The organism is Myceligenerans halotolerans (assembly GCF_054782975.1).
This window is the reverse complement of sequence record NZ_BAAGRL010000012.1, coordinates 333244-347808: the sequence shown is the minus strand read 5'-3', so window position 1 is coordinate 347808 and position 14565 is coordinate 333244. Positions and strand designations below refer to the sequence as shown.

The 14565-nt window shown below is 70.8% G+C and carries 16 protein-coding genes; 8 read left to right on the top strand and 8 right to left on the bottom strand.

Features of this window, described 5'->3' with window-relative positions:
• Window positions 1–98: 98 nt before the first annotated feature.
• Window positions 99–1430 (bottom strand): AI-2E family transporter, encoded by a 1332-nt coding sequence (locus ACYVK5_RS10725; RefSeq protein WP_460704664.1) that lies wholly within the window; start codon window positions 1428–1430, stop codon window positions 99–101.
• Window positions 1431–1649: 219 nt separating this feature from the next.
• On the opposite strand from ACYVK5_RS10725, the gene ACYVK5_RS10720 reads away from it, so the two are divergent.
• Together ACYVK5_RS10720 and msrA are read left to right on the top strand one after the other, a co-directional pair.
• On the top strand, window positions 1650–2228 hold the full coding sequence (locus ACYVK5_RS10720; RefSeq protein ID WP_460704662.1) for a hypothetical protein: 579 nt from the start codon (window positions 1650–1652) through the stop codon (window positions 2226–2228).
• 78 nt (window positions 2229–2306) lie between these two features.
• Window positions 2307–2975, top strand: a complete 669-nt coding sequence (gene msrA / locus ACYVK5_RS10715; RefSeq protein WP_460704660.1) for a peptide-methionine (S)-S-oxide reductase MsrA — start codon at window positions 2307–2309, stop codon at window positions 2973–2975.
• A gap of 57 nt (window positions 2976–3032) precedes the next feature.
• Here msrA and ACYVK5_RS10710 read toward each other — a convergent pair whose 3' ends face one another.
• Both ACYVK5_RS10710 and ACYVK5_RS10705 read right to left on the bottom strand, forming a co-directional pair.
• Window positions 3033–3563 carry a GNAT family N-acetyltransferase gene (locus tag ACYVK5_RS10710; protein ID WP_460704658.1) on the bottom strand — a complete coding sequence of 177 codons (531 nt, stop codon included), beginning with the start codon at window positions 3561–3563 and terminating at the stop codon, window positions 3033–3035.
• Complete coding sequence (locus ACYVK5_RS10705) at window positions 3560–4333, bottom strand: GntR family transcriptional regulator (protein WP_460704656.1); 774 nt, start codon at window positions 4331–4333, stop codon at window positions 3560–3562. The genes ACYVK5_RS10710 and ACYVK5_RS10705 overlap by 4 nt, the downstream gene beginning before the upstream one ends.
• 137 nt (window positions 4334–4470) lie before the next feature.
• Here ACYVK5_RS10705 and ACYVK5_RS10700 point away from each other — a divergent pair, with 137 nt between their 5' ends.
• Genes ACYVK5_RS10700 through ACYVK5_RS10690 form a run of 3 tightly spaced genes read left to right on the top strand, consistent with a single transcriptional unit; the run spans window position 4471 to window position 6103 of the window.
• Window positions 4471–4812, top strand: a complete 342-nt coding sequence (locus tag ACYVK5_RS10700; protein ID WP_460704654.1) for a hypothetical protein — start codon at window positions 4471–4473, stop codon at window positions 4810–4812.
• Window positions 4809–5255, top strand: a complete 447-nt coding sequence (locus ACYVK5_RS10695) for a hypothetical protein (protein ID WP_460704652.1) — start codon at window positions 4809–4811, stop codon at window positions 5253–5255. Before ACYVK5_RS10700 ends, ACYVK5_RS10695 begins: the two co-directional genes overlap by 4 nt.
• On the top strand, window positions 5252–6103 hold the full coding sequence (locus tag ACYVK5_RS10690; protein WP_460704650.1) for an HAD family hydrolase: 852 nt from the start codon (window positions 5252–5254) through the stop codon (window positions 6101–6103). The genes ACYVK5_RS10695 and ACYVK5_RS10690 overlap by 4 nt, the downstream gene beginning before the upstream one ends.
• Before the next feature lie 173 nt (window positions 6104–6276).
• Here the strand turns inward: ACYVK5_RS10690 and ACYVK5_RS10685 are convergent, their stop codons facing one another.
• The 4 genes from ACYVK5_RS10685 to ACYVK5_RS10670 form a co-directional block, all read right to left on the bottom strand.
• On the bottom strand, window positions 6277–6672 hold the full coding sequence (locus ACYVK5_RS10685; protein WP_460704648.1) for a hypothetical protein: 396 nt from the start codon (window positions 6670–6672) through the stop codon (window positions 6277–6279).
• Window positions 6673–6845: 173 nt separating this feature from the next.
• On the bottom strand, window positions 6846–7469 hold the full coding sequence (locus ACYVK5_RS10680; protein WP_460704646.1) for a hypothetical protein: 624 nt from the start codon (window positions 7467–7469) through the stop codon (window positions 6846–6848).
• A 450-nt stretch (window positions 7470–7919) separates the two neighbouring features.
• A complete protein-coding gene (locus ACYVK5_RS10675) occupies window positions 7920–8486 on the bottom strand; it encodes an LPXTG cell wall anchor domain-containing protein (protein ID WP_460704644.1) in 567 nt (188 codons plus the stop codon).
• 90 nt (window positions 8487–8576) lie between these two features.
• Window positions 8577–9527: a LysR substrate-binding domain-containing protein gene (locus ACYVK5_RS10670; protein ID WP_460704642.1), complete on the bottom strand. Its 951-nt coding sequence runs from the start codon at window positions 9525–9527 to the stop codon at window positions 8577–8579.
• A gap of 22 nt (window positions 9528–9549) precedes the next feature.
• Here ACYVK5_RS10670 and ACYVK5_RS10665 point away from each other — a divergent pair, with 22 nt between their 5' ends.
• The 3 genes from ACYVK5_RS10665 to ACYVK5_RS10655 all read left to right on the top strand — a co-directional run bounded on the left by ACYVK5_RS10665 (window position 9550) and on the right by ACYVK5_RS10655 (window position 13591).
• Window positions 9550–9951 carry a DUF5997 family protein gene (locus ACYVK5_RS10665; protein ID WP_460704640.1) on the top strand — a complete coding sequence of 134 codons (402 nt, stop codon included), beginning with the start codon at window positions 9550–9552 and terminating at the stop codon, window positions 9949–9951.
• 10 nt (window positions 9952–9961) lie between these two features.
• Complete coding sequence (locus tag ACYVK5_RS10660) at window positions 9962–11344, top strand: class I SAM-dependent methyltransferase (RefSeq protein ID WP_460704638.1); 1383 nt, start codon at window positions 9962–9964, stop codon at window positions 11342–11344.
• Between the two features lie 294 nt (window positions 11345–11638).
• Complete coding sequence (locus ACYVK5_RS10655; RefSeq protein ID WP_460704636.1) at window positions 11639–13591, top strand: adenylyl cyclase; 1953 nt, start codon at window positions 11639–11641, stop codon at window positions 13589–13591.
• Between the two features lie 413 nt (window positions 13592–14004).
• Here the strand turns inward: ACYVK5_RS10655 and ACYVK5_RS10650 are convergent, their stop codons facing one another.
• Entirely contained in the window at window positions 14005–14406 is a 402-nt protein-coding gene (locus ACYVK5_RS10650) for an FKBP-type peptidyl-prolyl cis-trans isomerase (RefSeq protein ID WP_460704634.1), read from the bottom strand.
• Window positions 14407–14565: the final 159 nt, after the last annotated feature.

Below are 14565 nucleotides of genomic sequence, written 5' to 3'. Positions count from 1 at the left end.
CGGGTAGGCGATGTGGTCGGTCGGCTGTCCTTGCAGTCGGCCCCTCAGGAGACCGACCACAAGGACGACCGACCGACCACACCCATCCGCGCGACCTCTTACTCGCCGTCGTCGGCGGTGTCCGCCACCCGGCGGAGGGGGATGCGCAGGGGCGGGGCGTCGGGGGCGATCCATCTGATGGGGAGTTTGTCGTCGTCGCCGAGTTCCGGGAACTTGTCGTGCCCGTTCAGGTAGAGGACCACGGTGTTGAGCAGGGCGACGAGCGGCACGGCGAAGAGCGCGCCGGCGATGCCGGCCACGAACGATCCGGCGGCGACGGCGAGGATCACGGCGACCGGGTGCAGGGAGACGGCCTGGCCCATGAGGAAGGGCTGGAGCACGTGGCTCTCGATCTGCTGCACGAGGATGACGATGCCGAGCATGATGAGCGCCGCGACCCAGCCCTGGGCGACGAGGACCACCACGGTCGCGATCACGCCGGTGACGACGGCGCCGACCATCGGGATGAACGCGCCGATGAACACGAGGACCCCGATCGGCACGGCGAGGGTCGGCACGAAGAACGCGGCGCCCAGGCCGATCCCGATCGCGTCGACGCCGGCCACGAGGATCTGGGTGCGCGCGTAGGCGGAGAGGGTCACGATCCCGCGCCGTCCCGCCTGGTGCACCCGGTCCCGCGCTCCTGTCGGGAGCAGGCCGACCAGCCAGCTCCAGATGCCCCGGGGGTCGTGCAGGAAGAAGAACGTGCAGAACAGCGCGATGAGGGTGCCGATCAGGAGGTTACCGGCGGTGACGGCGGCGCCGAGGGCGCCCGCGATGATCGCGTCCCGCTGGGCCTCCAGTTCGGTGACGACCTGGGCCTGATAGTTGTTCAGATCGAACCCGAACTGCTCGTCGAGGAGCGTCGTCAGCTCCCCGAACCCCGCGATGGCCTCCTCGGACAGGTCGGTGAACCCGGTCGCGAGCTGCTGCCCCGCGATGGTGACGAGCGCGGCGGCCGCGGCGATCAGGCCGACCAGGGAGAGGCCGGCGGCGACCCCGCGCGGCACCCGGAGCGTGTGCTGCAGGAGCCGGCGCGCGGGGGTGAGCATGACCGCCAGCAGGAGCGCCACCGCCACGGGGACGACGATCACCTGGAGCCTCGCCAGCAGCCACCCGACCGCGGCGAGCGCCGCGCCGATCAGCAGGATGCGCCAGGACCACGACGCCGCCTCGCGTATGGTGCGGGGAACCGTGGTTCCGCCGTCGTGGTCGGACGACGCCGGGGACGCGGCGGCCTCGGAGGGGCCGGCCGTCGGCCGCGTCGGCTCGGGCGCGTCGGTTTCCTTCACCTCGTCCTGCGCAGCACGTGTGATCGTGCCCGCGGAAGACGTTGCATCGGCCCTCGGTTCGGTCACGGCGGAGGCCACGGCAGGCTCGTTCTCGATCACGATTCCCAACGTAGGCGATGCACGCACGCACACCACTTGCCGCCACGCGCAGATCACAGGGACACGCCAGTTCCTGCACAGAAACCCCCGCCGACGTCGCGGGTCGTGCACGGACGCGGCGGGAGCCGGAGCCGGGCCGTCCTTTCGGCCAGGGCTGAAACATCGGCGGTACCACCGACTTTCCTTTCGCTCCGTCGGGCCCTTTGTCATCCTGGGCAGGTGTCCAGCGTTTACGAGCTCCACCGGACCGCAGGCGACCCGGGCCGGGTCGTGACAGTACTGCCCGGATCCGACTACACCGCTACGGCCCCCCTCCTCTATCACTCACGCGCGGCGCTGCGCGAACTGGGCTGGACCGTCCGTGTCGCGGAATGGTCCGGGGAGCCCGGCCTCGCCGCTGCCCGCGCGGCGGTCTCCGCGTTGCTCGAAGGACCCGACGCGCCCGGCGACGGCGCGACCCACCTCGTGATCGGCAAGTCCCTGGGCACGCTCGCGATCCCTGCCGCCGCGCGGCTGGGCCTGCCGGGCATCTGGCTGACACCGCTGCTGACGTCGGACGACGCGGCCGACGTGCGGGAGGCCGTCACCGGCCTCGAAGCGGACCATCTCCTGGTCGGCGGCAGCGCGGATCCGGCCTGGGACCACGACCTCGTGTCGGGGCTCCGGGCCGACTTCGTCGAGGTGCCGGGCGGCGACCATCGCCTGGAGATCCCCGACGACTGGCGGAAGAACCTTGAGACCGTCGAGGACGTGACCGCCGAGATCGAGCACTTCGCTTCCTCCTTCGACGTCGCCTGACGGAGACTGTGGTCACGTCCGGAACAGCGCGCGCCGCAGCGGCGTTCTCCCGGACGCCACATCAAGGAGGTTGCAGCCATGTCGTTCTTCGAGTCGCTGTTCGGCCAGGGCAAGACCACGATGGTCGCCCCCGAGGACGCTCTTCCCGGCCGGGAGTCACCGGTCCTCCCGGCACCGCGCACGCACACGGTGCTCGGCACGTCGCTCACCGGGCCGTGGGAGCCGGGTACCCGCGTGCTGTACCTCGCCATGGGCTGTTTCTGGGGTGCCGAGGAGATCTTCTGGCAGGTGCCCGGGGTGGTGTCGACCGCCGTCGGCTACATGGGCGGCACGACGCCGAACCCCACCTACGAGGAGGTCTGCTCCGCCCGCACCGGGCACACCGAGACCGCCATGGTGGCCTACGACCCGGCCCGTGTCTCGGAGCAGGAGCTTCTGAAGCTCTTCTGGGAGCGCCACGACCCGACCCAGGGCTTCCGTCAGGGAAACGACGTCGGCACCCAGTACCGCTCTGCGATCTACTGGACCGCGCCCGAGCAGGGTGCGGCCGCCCGTGAGACTGCCGCCCGCTACGCGGAGGTGCTCGACGCCAAGGGGTACGACCCCATCACCACGGAACTGCGCCCTGCCGCCGAGGTGGGCCCCTTCTACCTGGCCGAGGACTACCACCAGCAGTATTTGGCTTTGCACGTAGATGGCTACCGCTGCCATGCCACGACGGGTGTCGCGTACCCGGACGCGGCCTGACCGAGGGCCGTCGTCGGCTTCGGCTTCAATGCCCTCAGAGCCCTGCGACCCTGCCGTTCACCTGGTGTCTCGTTCTTCGCGGGTCGCGGCTTGCTGGAAGAGGGCGCCGCTGCCTCGGTGGGGGAGGTTGACGGTGCGGACGTGCTCGAAGCCGTGTCGGAGGTAGTAGTTGTGCAGTTCGGCGTTGGTGCGCCAGGCGTCCAGGCGTAGCCACTGTTTTCCTTGCGCGGCGGCGCGCGTCCGGGCCCACTCGATCATCTGTCCGCCGGTGTCCTGCCCGCGAGCTTCTCGCGCGACGACCATGCGGTGTACGTACAGCGCGTCGTGGGGGTGGTCGCCGGGCATCCAGAACTCGGGGTCGGCGTACTCGTCGAGGGTGATGGTGCCGGTGATGCGGTCCTCGTCGCGCACGATGTAGACCTCGCCGCGCTCGATGGCCTCGGCGAGGCTGCGTCCGGTGCCGTGGCGGTGAGGCCGCAGGTCTTGCCACTGGTCTGTGCCCAGGGCCTGGAGCCAGGCGACGGCTTCGTCCTGGAGGCTTGGACTACCGGTTCGTCGAGCGGGCCGTGTGGTCTTGAGGGTCGTCATGGTGCCGGGTCTTCCTCGGGAGTCAGGCCCGGCCGCTCGAAGATGATGACGTGCCGGTCGCCGGGCAGCACGGTGACGGCGACGCGCAGCGGCTTGTCGTCGGGGCCGTAGCCGGTGGTGAGCTGATAGGCCACGGGAGTTCCTGGGGCGAGATCGAGCCGGTGCTGCTCGTCGGGGGTGGGCATGCGGACGGTGAACTCGTCCGTGGCGCGCACCTGGACGTGCCCGTGCTCGGCGAGAACCTGGTTGGCGCCGCGAGCGATGTCCTGCGGATGCATGATCGGTGTCCCCTGCGTGATGTCCAGGGGGAAGTAGGAGTCGTTGGTCAGGAAGGGTTCGTCCTCGAGGGATCGCAGGCGCCGTCGCACGACCGCGACGTCGTCCGGGCCAAGCAGTAGGCGTTCGGCGACGTCCTGTGGAGGGCGGACGATGGCCACCTCGATGGTCTGGGTCGGTGCGCGACCGGCCTTCTCCTGATCGGTCAGGAACCCAACCCGTGACGCGTCGTCGGTGCGACGTACGAGATCGGACTGCGGGCGGTACTGCATCCGGCGGCGGGTCCGGACGAACGTGCCGTGAGGACGCACCGTCTGGATCAGCCCTTCGTTGATGAGGATGCCCAGGGCGTCGCGGACGGTCATCCGCGCGACGTCGTAGGTCTTGATGAGCTCCACCTCGGTCGGCAGTTTGTCACCCTCGGCGAGCTCGCCGCTGAGGATCTTCTGCCGCAGCTGGTCGGCGATCACCTGCTTGCCCATGCGGGACGCCACGCGGGTCACCGCCTTCTGGGTCGTCGGAACATCTAGCCAGTCTATTCCTCGGCGTTGACCTGCCGCGCCATCCCATGATCTACTCCATATGCTAGATGATCTAGATTATCCAGACCGGCTAGGGGGACGAGGATGGGATGGCTGAAGCCGACGAGATCGACAGGGCCTACAAGACCCTCGCAGGGCTGGCCGTTCAGTACGGCGCATCCCTCATCCCCGTTGGGGCGGTGGCCGAATCCACCGGCCACTTCGACCAGGCCGGTCGGCCGGTGCATGCGGTGGTGGTCGAGGTGATCGCATCGACACACGCGGACGGCACTCGGATGTCCAGCCGACTCGGCCTCGTCCAAGGCGGCACGAGCATGATCAGGAACACCGAGTTCGTGCGCTGGACCGGCTGGTTGTCGACTGTCCGCGGCCCGCGTCCCGCCGCGGTGCGCATCTACGTTCCGGCCACGATCCAGGCGGCCGGAACGTGAACGCGCCCGCCCCGGTCGCGGTCGGGTACGTGTCCGCGTCCGACGACGGCGAGCTGGACCAGCAGCGCGCGACCGTCACCGACTACGCGCGTACTGAGGGGTACGCGCTGGCGCAGATCGTCACCGACCGGTTCGACGGCTACACGATCAGCCAGGTCCTCGACGCGGCACGTCGGCACGAAGCCCGGCTCGTGACCATTCCGGCCGCTACCACCCTCGCGACCGCATACGCGCTCATCGCTCATGAGCTGGAGCCCATCGGGGCGGCGTGCGTCGTCATCGGTGACACACCGGAAGCGAGGGACGGGCCAACAGCGACGCACGAGCCCGCCACGACCGCCGTCGAACCCGGAACCCCGACGGCGGCGCTCCGCCCGACCGGCGCTCTCGGACGCCACGCACTCCCTCACACACCCCGCCACGCAGCTAGGACCACTCGATGAACAGCACCAGAACGACCACCACCGCCCCGCCCCCGAGCCCCACGGACCCCATGTTGTTCGCGCTCGACGTGGATGGCACCATCGTCGCCGAGGGCACCATCGACGTCCCGCCCATCACCACCGATGTCGTCCAGGACGCGGTCGCCGCCGGACATCACGTCGTCCTGAGTACCGGCAGGTCCCTCGTGGGTGTGCTCCCGGTCGCCGCCAGCCTCGGCCTCACCTCAGGATGGATCGTCTGTTCGAACGGTGCGGTCATCGCCCGCCTCGCGGCCAACGCTCCCGGTGGATACGAGATCACCGACACCCACATGCTCCACGCCGCACCCGTCGTCCAACGCGCCCGTGAACTCGTACCCGGGGTGCAGATCGCCGCCGAGACCGTCGGCGTCGGCTACCACGTCACCCACGAGTTCGAGCCCGGCACCCTGAACGGCCGCCAGACCCTCGTCGCCCCCGAGCAGCTACCGGAGGCCACACCTCGCCTCGTGCTGCGCGCACCCGACATCGCCGAGACCCTGACCCATCAACTGCGGGAACTGGACGTGACCGCGACACCGGCGTCGGACCGCTGGCTGGATCTGACGCCCGCCCCGCTGTCCAAGGCGACGGCTTTGTACCACGTGCGCCGCCGCCTCGGCGTCCACCCTGACCGCACCCTCGCGATCGGGGACGCCGTGAACGATCTGCCGGCGTTCAGGTGGGCGGCGATCGCGGTCGCCATGGGTGGCGCGTCCGCCGTCGTCCGTGCCGCGGCCGATGTCACTACGGGAACTCTGGAGCAGCACGGGGCCGCCACGATCCTGGAAGCCGTCCTGGCCGGGGGTCTACAGAAGACTCGGTTATAACGTTGCCCCGTCCGTCGACGTTGAGCCCCCGCGCACACACCGTCGTCGACCCGCGGTCGCCGAAGAGGAACGGTTCGACGACGTCACCCAGGAACCGTCTGGCGGTCTCCGTGCCGGCGATCGCGCCACAGGAGTCGACGCGAGATCAGCGTCCGCTCCAGCGCGCCGAGGCGTCAGCGCAGGCTCGGGAACTCGCCCGTGTCGTCGTCGACCACGAACTTCGGCGCCGCGCGGCGAGGCCGCGGGCTCGCTTCCGGCGACGGCTCCGGCCGGGGTTCGTCCGCCGGCGCCGATCCGCCGACGGCATTCGCCCGCCGCCTCCGGCGCCGGAGCAGGAACATCACCGCCGCCGCGGCGGCGAGACCCGTCGCCACGAGTGCGGTGACGACGATCGTTCCTGGGCCGGACAGGATCCGCTCCGCGGAGACGCCGACGGCCCTTGTCGCCGGAGTACCCGTCGGCGCCCCGGTCCGTGACCCGTTCCCGAGCGACGCGTCGACGTCTGTCGCGTGAGCCGGTCCCGTCGCCTCACTCCGAATCTCGCGGTACGTACCACCAGTGGCGTCCATGTCATCCTCAGCTTCCTCGACCCCGTCCTCCACCGGGCCGCTGGGCATCGGGCTCGGTCCGGAGCAGCGCTCCCCCGGACGCAAACCCTAGTGCGGAAGCGCACGCCGCCGGGGTGGCGACCCGAGAACCGGGCCGCCACCCCGGCGGGATCACTCGATACGCAGCAGGCGGATCAGGACATCCGGCGCTTGCGCAGCACCAGCAGCGCGGCACCGCCGCCGGCCAGGGCGAGCGCGAGCAGCGCGTAGCCGATGGCAGGGCCGGCACCGGTCACGGCGAGCACGTCACCGTCCTCGTCCGGGGTTTCCTCGCCAGGCTCCTCGGTGGCCGTGCTCGGCTCGGAGGTCGGAGTCGACGTCGGGGTGGGTGTCGACGTCGGGGTGGGTGTCGACGTCGGGGTGGGTGTGGGGGTGGGGGTCGGCGTCGGGGTGGGGGTCGGCGTCGGACCCGGGACCGTGATGAAGGCGTAGTGGCTGATCGCCTTGCCGGACGGGTGCTCGATCGTCAGCTCGGCCACAGGCGTTTCGAGGTACTCGACCCATACTCCGGCGCCGCTCGCCGCATCGCCGGCCTTGACGCAGTATGCGGAGATCAGCCTACCCTCCGGGGCCTCCACGGGGTGGGTCAGCTTCTCGCCGGGGAGGTCGATCTTCTCGACATCCGCGAAGTCCGGCACGTCCTTGCAGGTGTTGGCGTCGTCAACGTAGTCGGTGGCGATGGGCGCGGCGGCGGCCGGGGCGGTGCCCAAGCCGACCGCGAGGAGCGCTACGGCTCCGAGCGCGGCGAGACGGTTCATGGGGTGCTCCTTCAGCTGGATGTCGCGCCTCGATGCGCGCAACAGGCCGAAGAATAGCGTCGATTCTCAGGAACACCAAAGCCCGACGTTATCGGGATATCCTGGGAAGTAGGTCGCTCGACTATCATGCAGTTTTTTCACCCCTTTGAGGACGGAGGGGCCGCCCGCGCGCCCGGCCAATTTTTCGTCGATCCCCCAGAGTTTCTTTGCCGTTGCTTTTCTTTTTTCGCGCACTTCGGTGTCGATACACCGGCCGGAACGCGGCGACGGCAATCCGCGGCCACGTCCGGGGAACTCTTACCCCTTGCCGACGGCGACATCGAAGTCGCTGTCGACGCCGACGCCGACCACCACGCCCACCCGGCATCTGAGGCACGGCTGCGGGCGTGGCCCCTCGTGCGATGACGCACGAGGGGCCACGCCCGCGATCAGGCTGTGTCGGCGTGTCGGTCAGGCGCGACGCCGCAGCAGCAGGAACGCGATTCCGCCCCCGGCCAGCGCGAGTGCGATCAGCGCGTAGCCGATCGCCGGCCCGGCACCGGTCCGGGGGAGCTCGTCGCGGCCCCCGTCTACCACCTTCGGGGTCTCCTCGGGCTCGTCCATCGGCTCGGACGGGGTGGGCGTCGGCTCCGGGGTCGGAGTCGGAGTCGGCGTCGGCTCCGGGGTCGGCGCCGGCACGAAGAACACCGTGTAATGGCTGATGTCCTTACCCGACTCGGGCACGATCGTCACTTCTTCGACCGGCTCGTCGAGGGTGACGGTTTCCGGCGTCGGCCCGGCCTTGACGCAGTAACCGGAGATGAGCTGGCCCTCCGGCGCGGTCACGGTGACCTCCGATGGGCCCTCCGGGGTCTCTACCTTGCCCTCCTCCGGACAGACCTGGTCGTTCTGACCGGTGGCGATGGTGGCGCCGCGCTCCATCACGGTGGCCGATGCGGCGGCCGTGGGAACGACGCCCAGCCCGACGGCGAGAAGCGCCGCGGCCCCCAGGACGGATAGTCGGTTCGTTCGGTTCATGGGTACTCCTTCGATTTCTGGTGATACCGAAGCCTGACCCCTCGAAGTTATTCGTGATCTCACATAGGCGCAAAAGGAGAAGGGATATAGCTAGTTCCTATTTCCTTTCCTCCGCCCATTTCGGCCGCTCCCCTTACCTCCCCCACGCCCCCGCGAGCCGCTGCTCCGGCCCTGAACGCCCGCACGACCCGCCGACGACTTCTCGCCCCGCTTCCCGCCCCGCGATGGCTCCTTCCGGTCACGCGCCGGCGCGGCCGAACCGGTCTGCGCAGCCCCGGCGCCGCCGGCAGACCGCGACCTGCCGCTCCCCCGCGAACTGTTGACGGTGCGCCCGCGGACGATGCCGATCATCTCCTCGACGAGGTCGGTCGTGCGATCGGCGGGCCACACGAGTCCGACAGGCGCCGTCGGACCGCCGTCGAGCGGGCGGTACACGACGTCCTTGCGGTGGTGCAGGCGGGCGAGCGACATCGGCAGCACCGTGACGCCGGCCGCCGCGCCGACGATCGCGAGTGCGTCCGCCGCCGTGTCGGGCCGCTCGAGCGGCACGCCGTCGGGGTCGACGGGTTCCCGTCCCGGAATGGTCACGGGCCCCGACGCCGGATCGGACCCTGACGCGTCTCCGGTCTCCGGCCCGCCGCCCGTCGTCGACCCGCTTGAGCCCGCCGTCGTCCCCGGCTCAACGGACGGGCTGTCCGGAAGCCGGTAGAGCACGTCGTCCCGCGGCAGCCATACCGTCTCGTCGGCGAGGTCGGCAGGTGCCACGGTCTCGTCCGGTTCGAGTGCCGCGAGGAACTGCTCCCGGTGCACGCAGACCACGGAGATCTCCTCGTACAGCGGGATGCGGGAGAAGACGTCCGTGTCGACGGGGAGCCGGCCGATGGCGGCGTCGGCGCGACCGTCCCGGAGCGCGGCGGGGGCGTCCGCGGCGTCGACCTGGACGAGTTCCAGGGTCACGTCGGGCAGCCGTTCGCGCCACACACCTGCCCATTTGCCGGGGGTGGTGCCGGGTACGTAGGCAAGGCGGAAGGTCTCGGACACCAGGCAAGCATATTCTTGGGGCATGGCAACTCCCTTCTCCCAGCAGGTCATCAAGCCGATCAACGCCGCCAAGCGGCTCGGCGTCCTCCTCCCGGCGACGCCGCCGGAGTTCCAGGAGAAGGGCATCACCCGCGCTGAGCTGGAAGAGCTCGAGAAGAACCCGCCGGAGTGGCTGGCCGAACTGCGCCGGAACGGCCCACACCCGCGCCCCGTCGTCGCCGGCCGGCTGGGCATCTCCATCTCGGGCCTGACCCGCGGCGGCGTCACGGAACCTCTCACCACAGAGCAGATCGACGAGTTGCGCGCGGACCCGCCGGCGTGGCTCGTCGCCGAGCGCGAGAGGCAGGCGCGGGTCCGTGCGGAGGAGGAGCGGGCCGAGGAGACCAAGGCGTCCAGGCGTCACCGCGACACCCCCGCGAAGTAGTGCGTCCAGCGTGACCGATCCCCTCACCGCCGTCCTCGACGCCGTGCGCCCGTACCCCGAGGACGGCTCACGAGCCGACGGTCCGGTCGCGGTCGACGCCACCGATCGCCTGGTACTGGACGAGGCTCGCGGCGTGATCGCGTCGGCCGGTCCGGGCGAGGTCGTGACGATCGGCGACCGGTTCGGCGCGCTCACTCTCGGCGCGCTCGGCCTGGGCGCCCGCGAGGTCCGCGCCCATCAGGACCCGGTCGACGCGGAGGCCGCGCTACGCGCCAACGCGTTCGTGGCGCAGCTCGGCTCCTTCGAGCACCGTTCGCTCGGGCCGGAGCTGCTGGGGGACGCACGCGTCGTCCTGCTCCAGCTCCCGAAATCCCTGGCGGAGCTGGCCGAGATCGCCGAGCGGGTCGCGCGGCACGCCGCCGACGACGTCGTCCTGTACGCGGGCGGGCGCGTCAAGCACATGACGCACGCGATGAACGACGTGCTCGGCGCGTGCTTCTCGGAGGTCACGCCGTCGCTCGCGCGGCGGAAGTCGCGGCTGCTCGTCGCGCGCGGACCTCGGCCCGGCGTCCGTGAGCGGCCGTTGACGTACCCGGCGCGCGAGGTACTGCCCGACGTGCCGGGCTTCACCGGCCCGGTCACCGTCGTCACTCACGGCGGGGTGTTCGCCGGAGGCACGCTCGACGGCGGCACGCGGTTCCTGCTCGAGCAGGCGGGCGGCTGGCCGGCGTCGGGCTCGAGTCCGACGCTCGACGGGTGGGCACCGTCGCCCGGCGGTCGGTCGTCGTCCGGGAGCAGGCGCTCGCCGTCCGGAGGCGGGCCGATGGCCGACGACGGCGGAGCGGGCGCCGCATCCCGGAGCGTCTCCGTAGCACCTCGCGAGGAAGACCCGCGATCGTTGTCGGCGTCGAGCGAGAACGCCGCAGGTCGGGACGACGGCCGCGGACCGCACGTACCCGCGCGGAAGCTCGCCGTCGACCTGGGGTGCGGGAGCGGGATCCTGGCGATCGCGCTCGCGCTGCGCGGTTTCCAGGTCGTGGCGACCGATCGCAGCGCCGCGGCGGTGGCTTCCACGGACGCGACTGCGGCAGCGAACGGCGTCGGCCCTCTGGTCCGGACCGTGCGCGACGACGCCGGCGCCTCCCTCCCCGACGAGTGCGCCGATCTGGTCCTGATCAACCCGCCGTTCCACGACCGGGCCGCGGTCAGCACCGACGCCGCGCACCGCATGTTCGCGACCGCGGGCCGCACGCTGCGGCCGGGCGGCGAGCTGTGGACGGTGTTCAACTCGGCGCTGCGATACCGGCCCGCGCTGGAGCGCGCCGTCGGCCCCACGGAGCAGATCGCCCGGGACCGGCGCTTCACGGTGACACGCTCAACACGGCCCGCCTGAGCGTGCGGGACGACGCCGGCTGTCGCCGTCGGCCGCGATCTTCCGTACGGATCGCGGGGAGCGTGGTCGGACAGTTGTCGAGTGGTCGGTCCGTTGTCATTGCGGTCGGTCCCCCGTAGTGCCGACCGCAATGACAACGGACCGACCGCTCCCCCTCGGTCGATCGCACAGGTCCGCCGCAATTTCCCTTACTGACAAGTAAGTACTGGGCCGCTAAGCTCGCCCGGAACGGAACTCGATCATCGACGCTCGGGGACTCTCCGGACATCCCGAGCGCGGAAAGGACTGTCGACGATGACACCCCATTCTCCCCGGGCACGGCGCCGTACCGGCGTCGGGCTCGTCGCCGCGCTGGTCGCGGGAGGTGCGATCGCCGCCCTCCCGGCGCCCGCCGCGGCCGACCCGCGCGACCACGGCCACGCGGCCGAGGATCCGGACTTCGGCCCGAACGTCACCTTCATCGACGAGACGTGGTCCACGGACGAGATCAACGAGTTCCTGGACTCCGTGAACGACGAGGCGGAGTTCAGCCAGAACCGGCACCAGGTGTTCTTCGAGCCCGGCGTGTACGGCAGCGCCGCGGGCGAGGACGACCCGGCCACGGCCGAGGGCATCGTCAACGCGGAGCTCGGCTACTACGAGTCCGTGGACGGCCTGGGCGCCGTGCCGGGCGACGTCCTGATCAACGGCGCCATCCACGTGGAACCGCACGTGGAGTGCCCCGACACCCCATGGGCCTGCCAGGGCCCGGGCTCGCTGACCCGCTTCTGGCGTTCCATGGCCAACCTCGGGTTCAACCCCATCCAGCGCCCGACCCCCGAGGACGCCACGCGCCCCTTCCCGACCGGCGTGGCGGAGCCGCACCAGATGCGCTACGCCGTGTCGCAGGCGGCCCCGCTGCGCCGCGTCGACATCCAGGGTGACCTGACCGTGTTCGGCCGGTTCGGCGAGTACGCCTCGGGCGGCTACCTGGCGAACTCCCGGGTCGCCGGCACGATCTCGACCGGTTCGCAGCAGCAGTGGTACACCCGCAACAGTGCTGTCGGCGCCTGGGACGGCGGCGTCTGGAACATGGTGTTCTCCGGCGTCGAGGGCGCGCCCGCCACCGACTTCGGCCAGCCCGCCGGGGACGGCACGGTCGGCGTCAAGACGTCGCTCGACACGACCCCCGTCACACGCGAGAAGCCCTTCTTGTACCGGGCCGACGACGGCGACCTGCGCGTCTTCGCCCCGCACGCCCAGACCGGCACCCGGGGCGTGAACTGGTCGACCGACGAGGCCGCGGGCGACTCGCTGCCGCTCGACGAGTTCTACATCGCACACGCCGACCGCGACACGGCGGCCTCGATCAACCGCCAGTTGCGACGAGGGAAGCACTTGATCCTCACGCCGGGCGTGTACGAGCTGTCCGACCCGCTCCGTGTCAGGCGCGCCGACACCGTGGTGCTCGGCCTCGGCTACGCCTCGCTCACGCCGACCGACGGCAACGCCGCCCTGGTGACCAGCGACGCGGCCGGTATCCACATCGCCGGGATCACCGTGGACGCCAACGTGCCGGAGTCCGAGGTGCTGGTGCAGGTGGGGCGGAAGTGCCCGCCGTGGGCCAAGGGCCACGGCCGACCGCACCACGGGTCCGACCCTTCCGACCCGACCACGCTGACGGACGTCTTCGTCCGCGTAGGCGGCCCCTGGGTCGGCAAGGCGGTCACCTCGATCGAGGTGAACAGCGACGACGTGCTGCTGGACCACCTCTGGGCCTGGCGCGGGGACCACGGCAACGGCATCGGCTGGGAGGACAACACCGGCGCGCACGGCGTCGTCGTCAACGGCGACCGCGTCACCGCCACCGGCCTGTTCGTGGAGCACTACCAGGAGAACCAGACGATCTGGAACGGCGAGGACGGCCTGACCGTCTTCTACCAGAGCGAGCTGCCGTACGACCCGCCGAACCAGGAGGCGTGGATGGACGGCGACCGCCTGGGCTACGCCTCCTACCGGGTCGCCGATCACGTACGGCGCCACGAGGCCATGGGGCTGGGCGTGTACTCGTACTTCTGGAACGGGCTCGACATCCGCGCGGAGTCGGGCATCCAGGTCCCCGAGACACCGGACGTCACGCTCCGTTCGATGACCAGCGTCTTCCTGAACGGCGACGGCGGCATCAACCACGTCGTCAACGACACGGGCGAACCGGCCGTCGGCGAGTTCGGCTCCCCGCAGGTGATCAGCTACCCGACCACCAGCTAGTTTCCCGCGCCTGAGATTCGGGGCACAACTCCGCCGGCCTCACCGCAAATCGCGGTCTCGCGTCGGTTCGCGCTGCCGAACCGCAGTCTCGACCCGGATCCCACTGCCGAGCCGCAGGTACACGCCGACAGAATCGCGAATTGTCGGCGTGTCCCTGCGGCTCGGCGGTCGATGCCGACGTCGGACTGCGGTTCGGCAGCGGGACCAGGGCAGAGGTTGCGGTTCGCCGACACCCCACAAGCTGACCTGGCACGACGGCGGCCGGATGGCGCGGCGGGCGGCAAGGTGTTGTACTCGGACCTATCTTTTCCCGAAGTGGTGAGCCCCCCTGGGGCCCGTGAACGGGTCCGAGCACGACACTCAGCCGCGCCAGCCGCCCGCCGCGCCGTCCGGCCGTCGTACCTCAGCGAGCCTTACTGCACGCCCTTCACCTCAACGACGAAGACCAGCGTCGCCCCGCCCGGGATGCCCGCCTGCGGGACACCGCGCGAGCCGTAGCCGTGCTCGGCCGGGATGGACAGCAGAACCTTGTCGCCGACGTTGCGGCCGACCAGGCCCTTGTCCCAGCCGCCGATCACGGCGCCGACACCGATCGGGAAGTCGATCGTGGTGCCGCGGTCGTAGCTGTTGTCGAACACGCCGCCGCCCCAGGTCTGCCCCAGATAGTCGACGACGATCGTCCGGCCGGCCTCGACGACCGGTCCGTTGCCCTCCTCGAGCACCTGAACCTGCAGGCCCGTGGGGGCCTCGCCTTCGGGGAAGGTGAGCGCCGGCTTGCCGCCGGCCTGCCACTCGACGGTGGGGAGCGTAGTCACGAGAAATGCCTCTCGGTCGGGTTGGCGCCAGGGTCCTGACGCCCGAACCGCTCCACCCTACGTCGCGCAGGTCGGAGGCCGCGCGCCCTCCCGCGGCCGCGGTACCGGCGGCGTGGAGAGGTTTCGCGGTCGAGCAACCGTCCGCTCGCAGCGACCGTC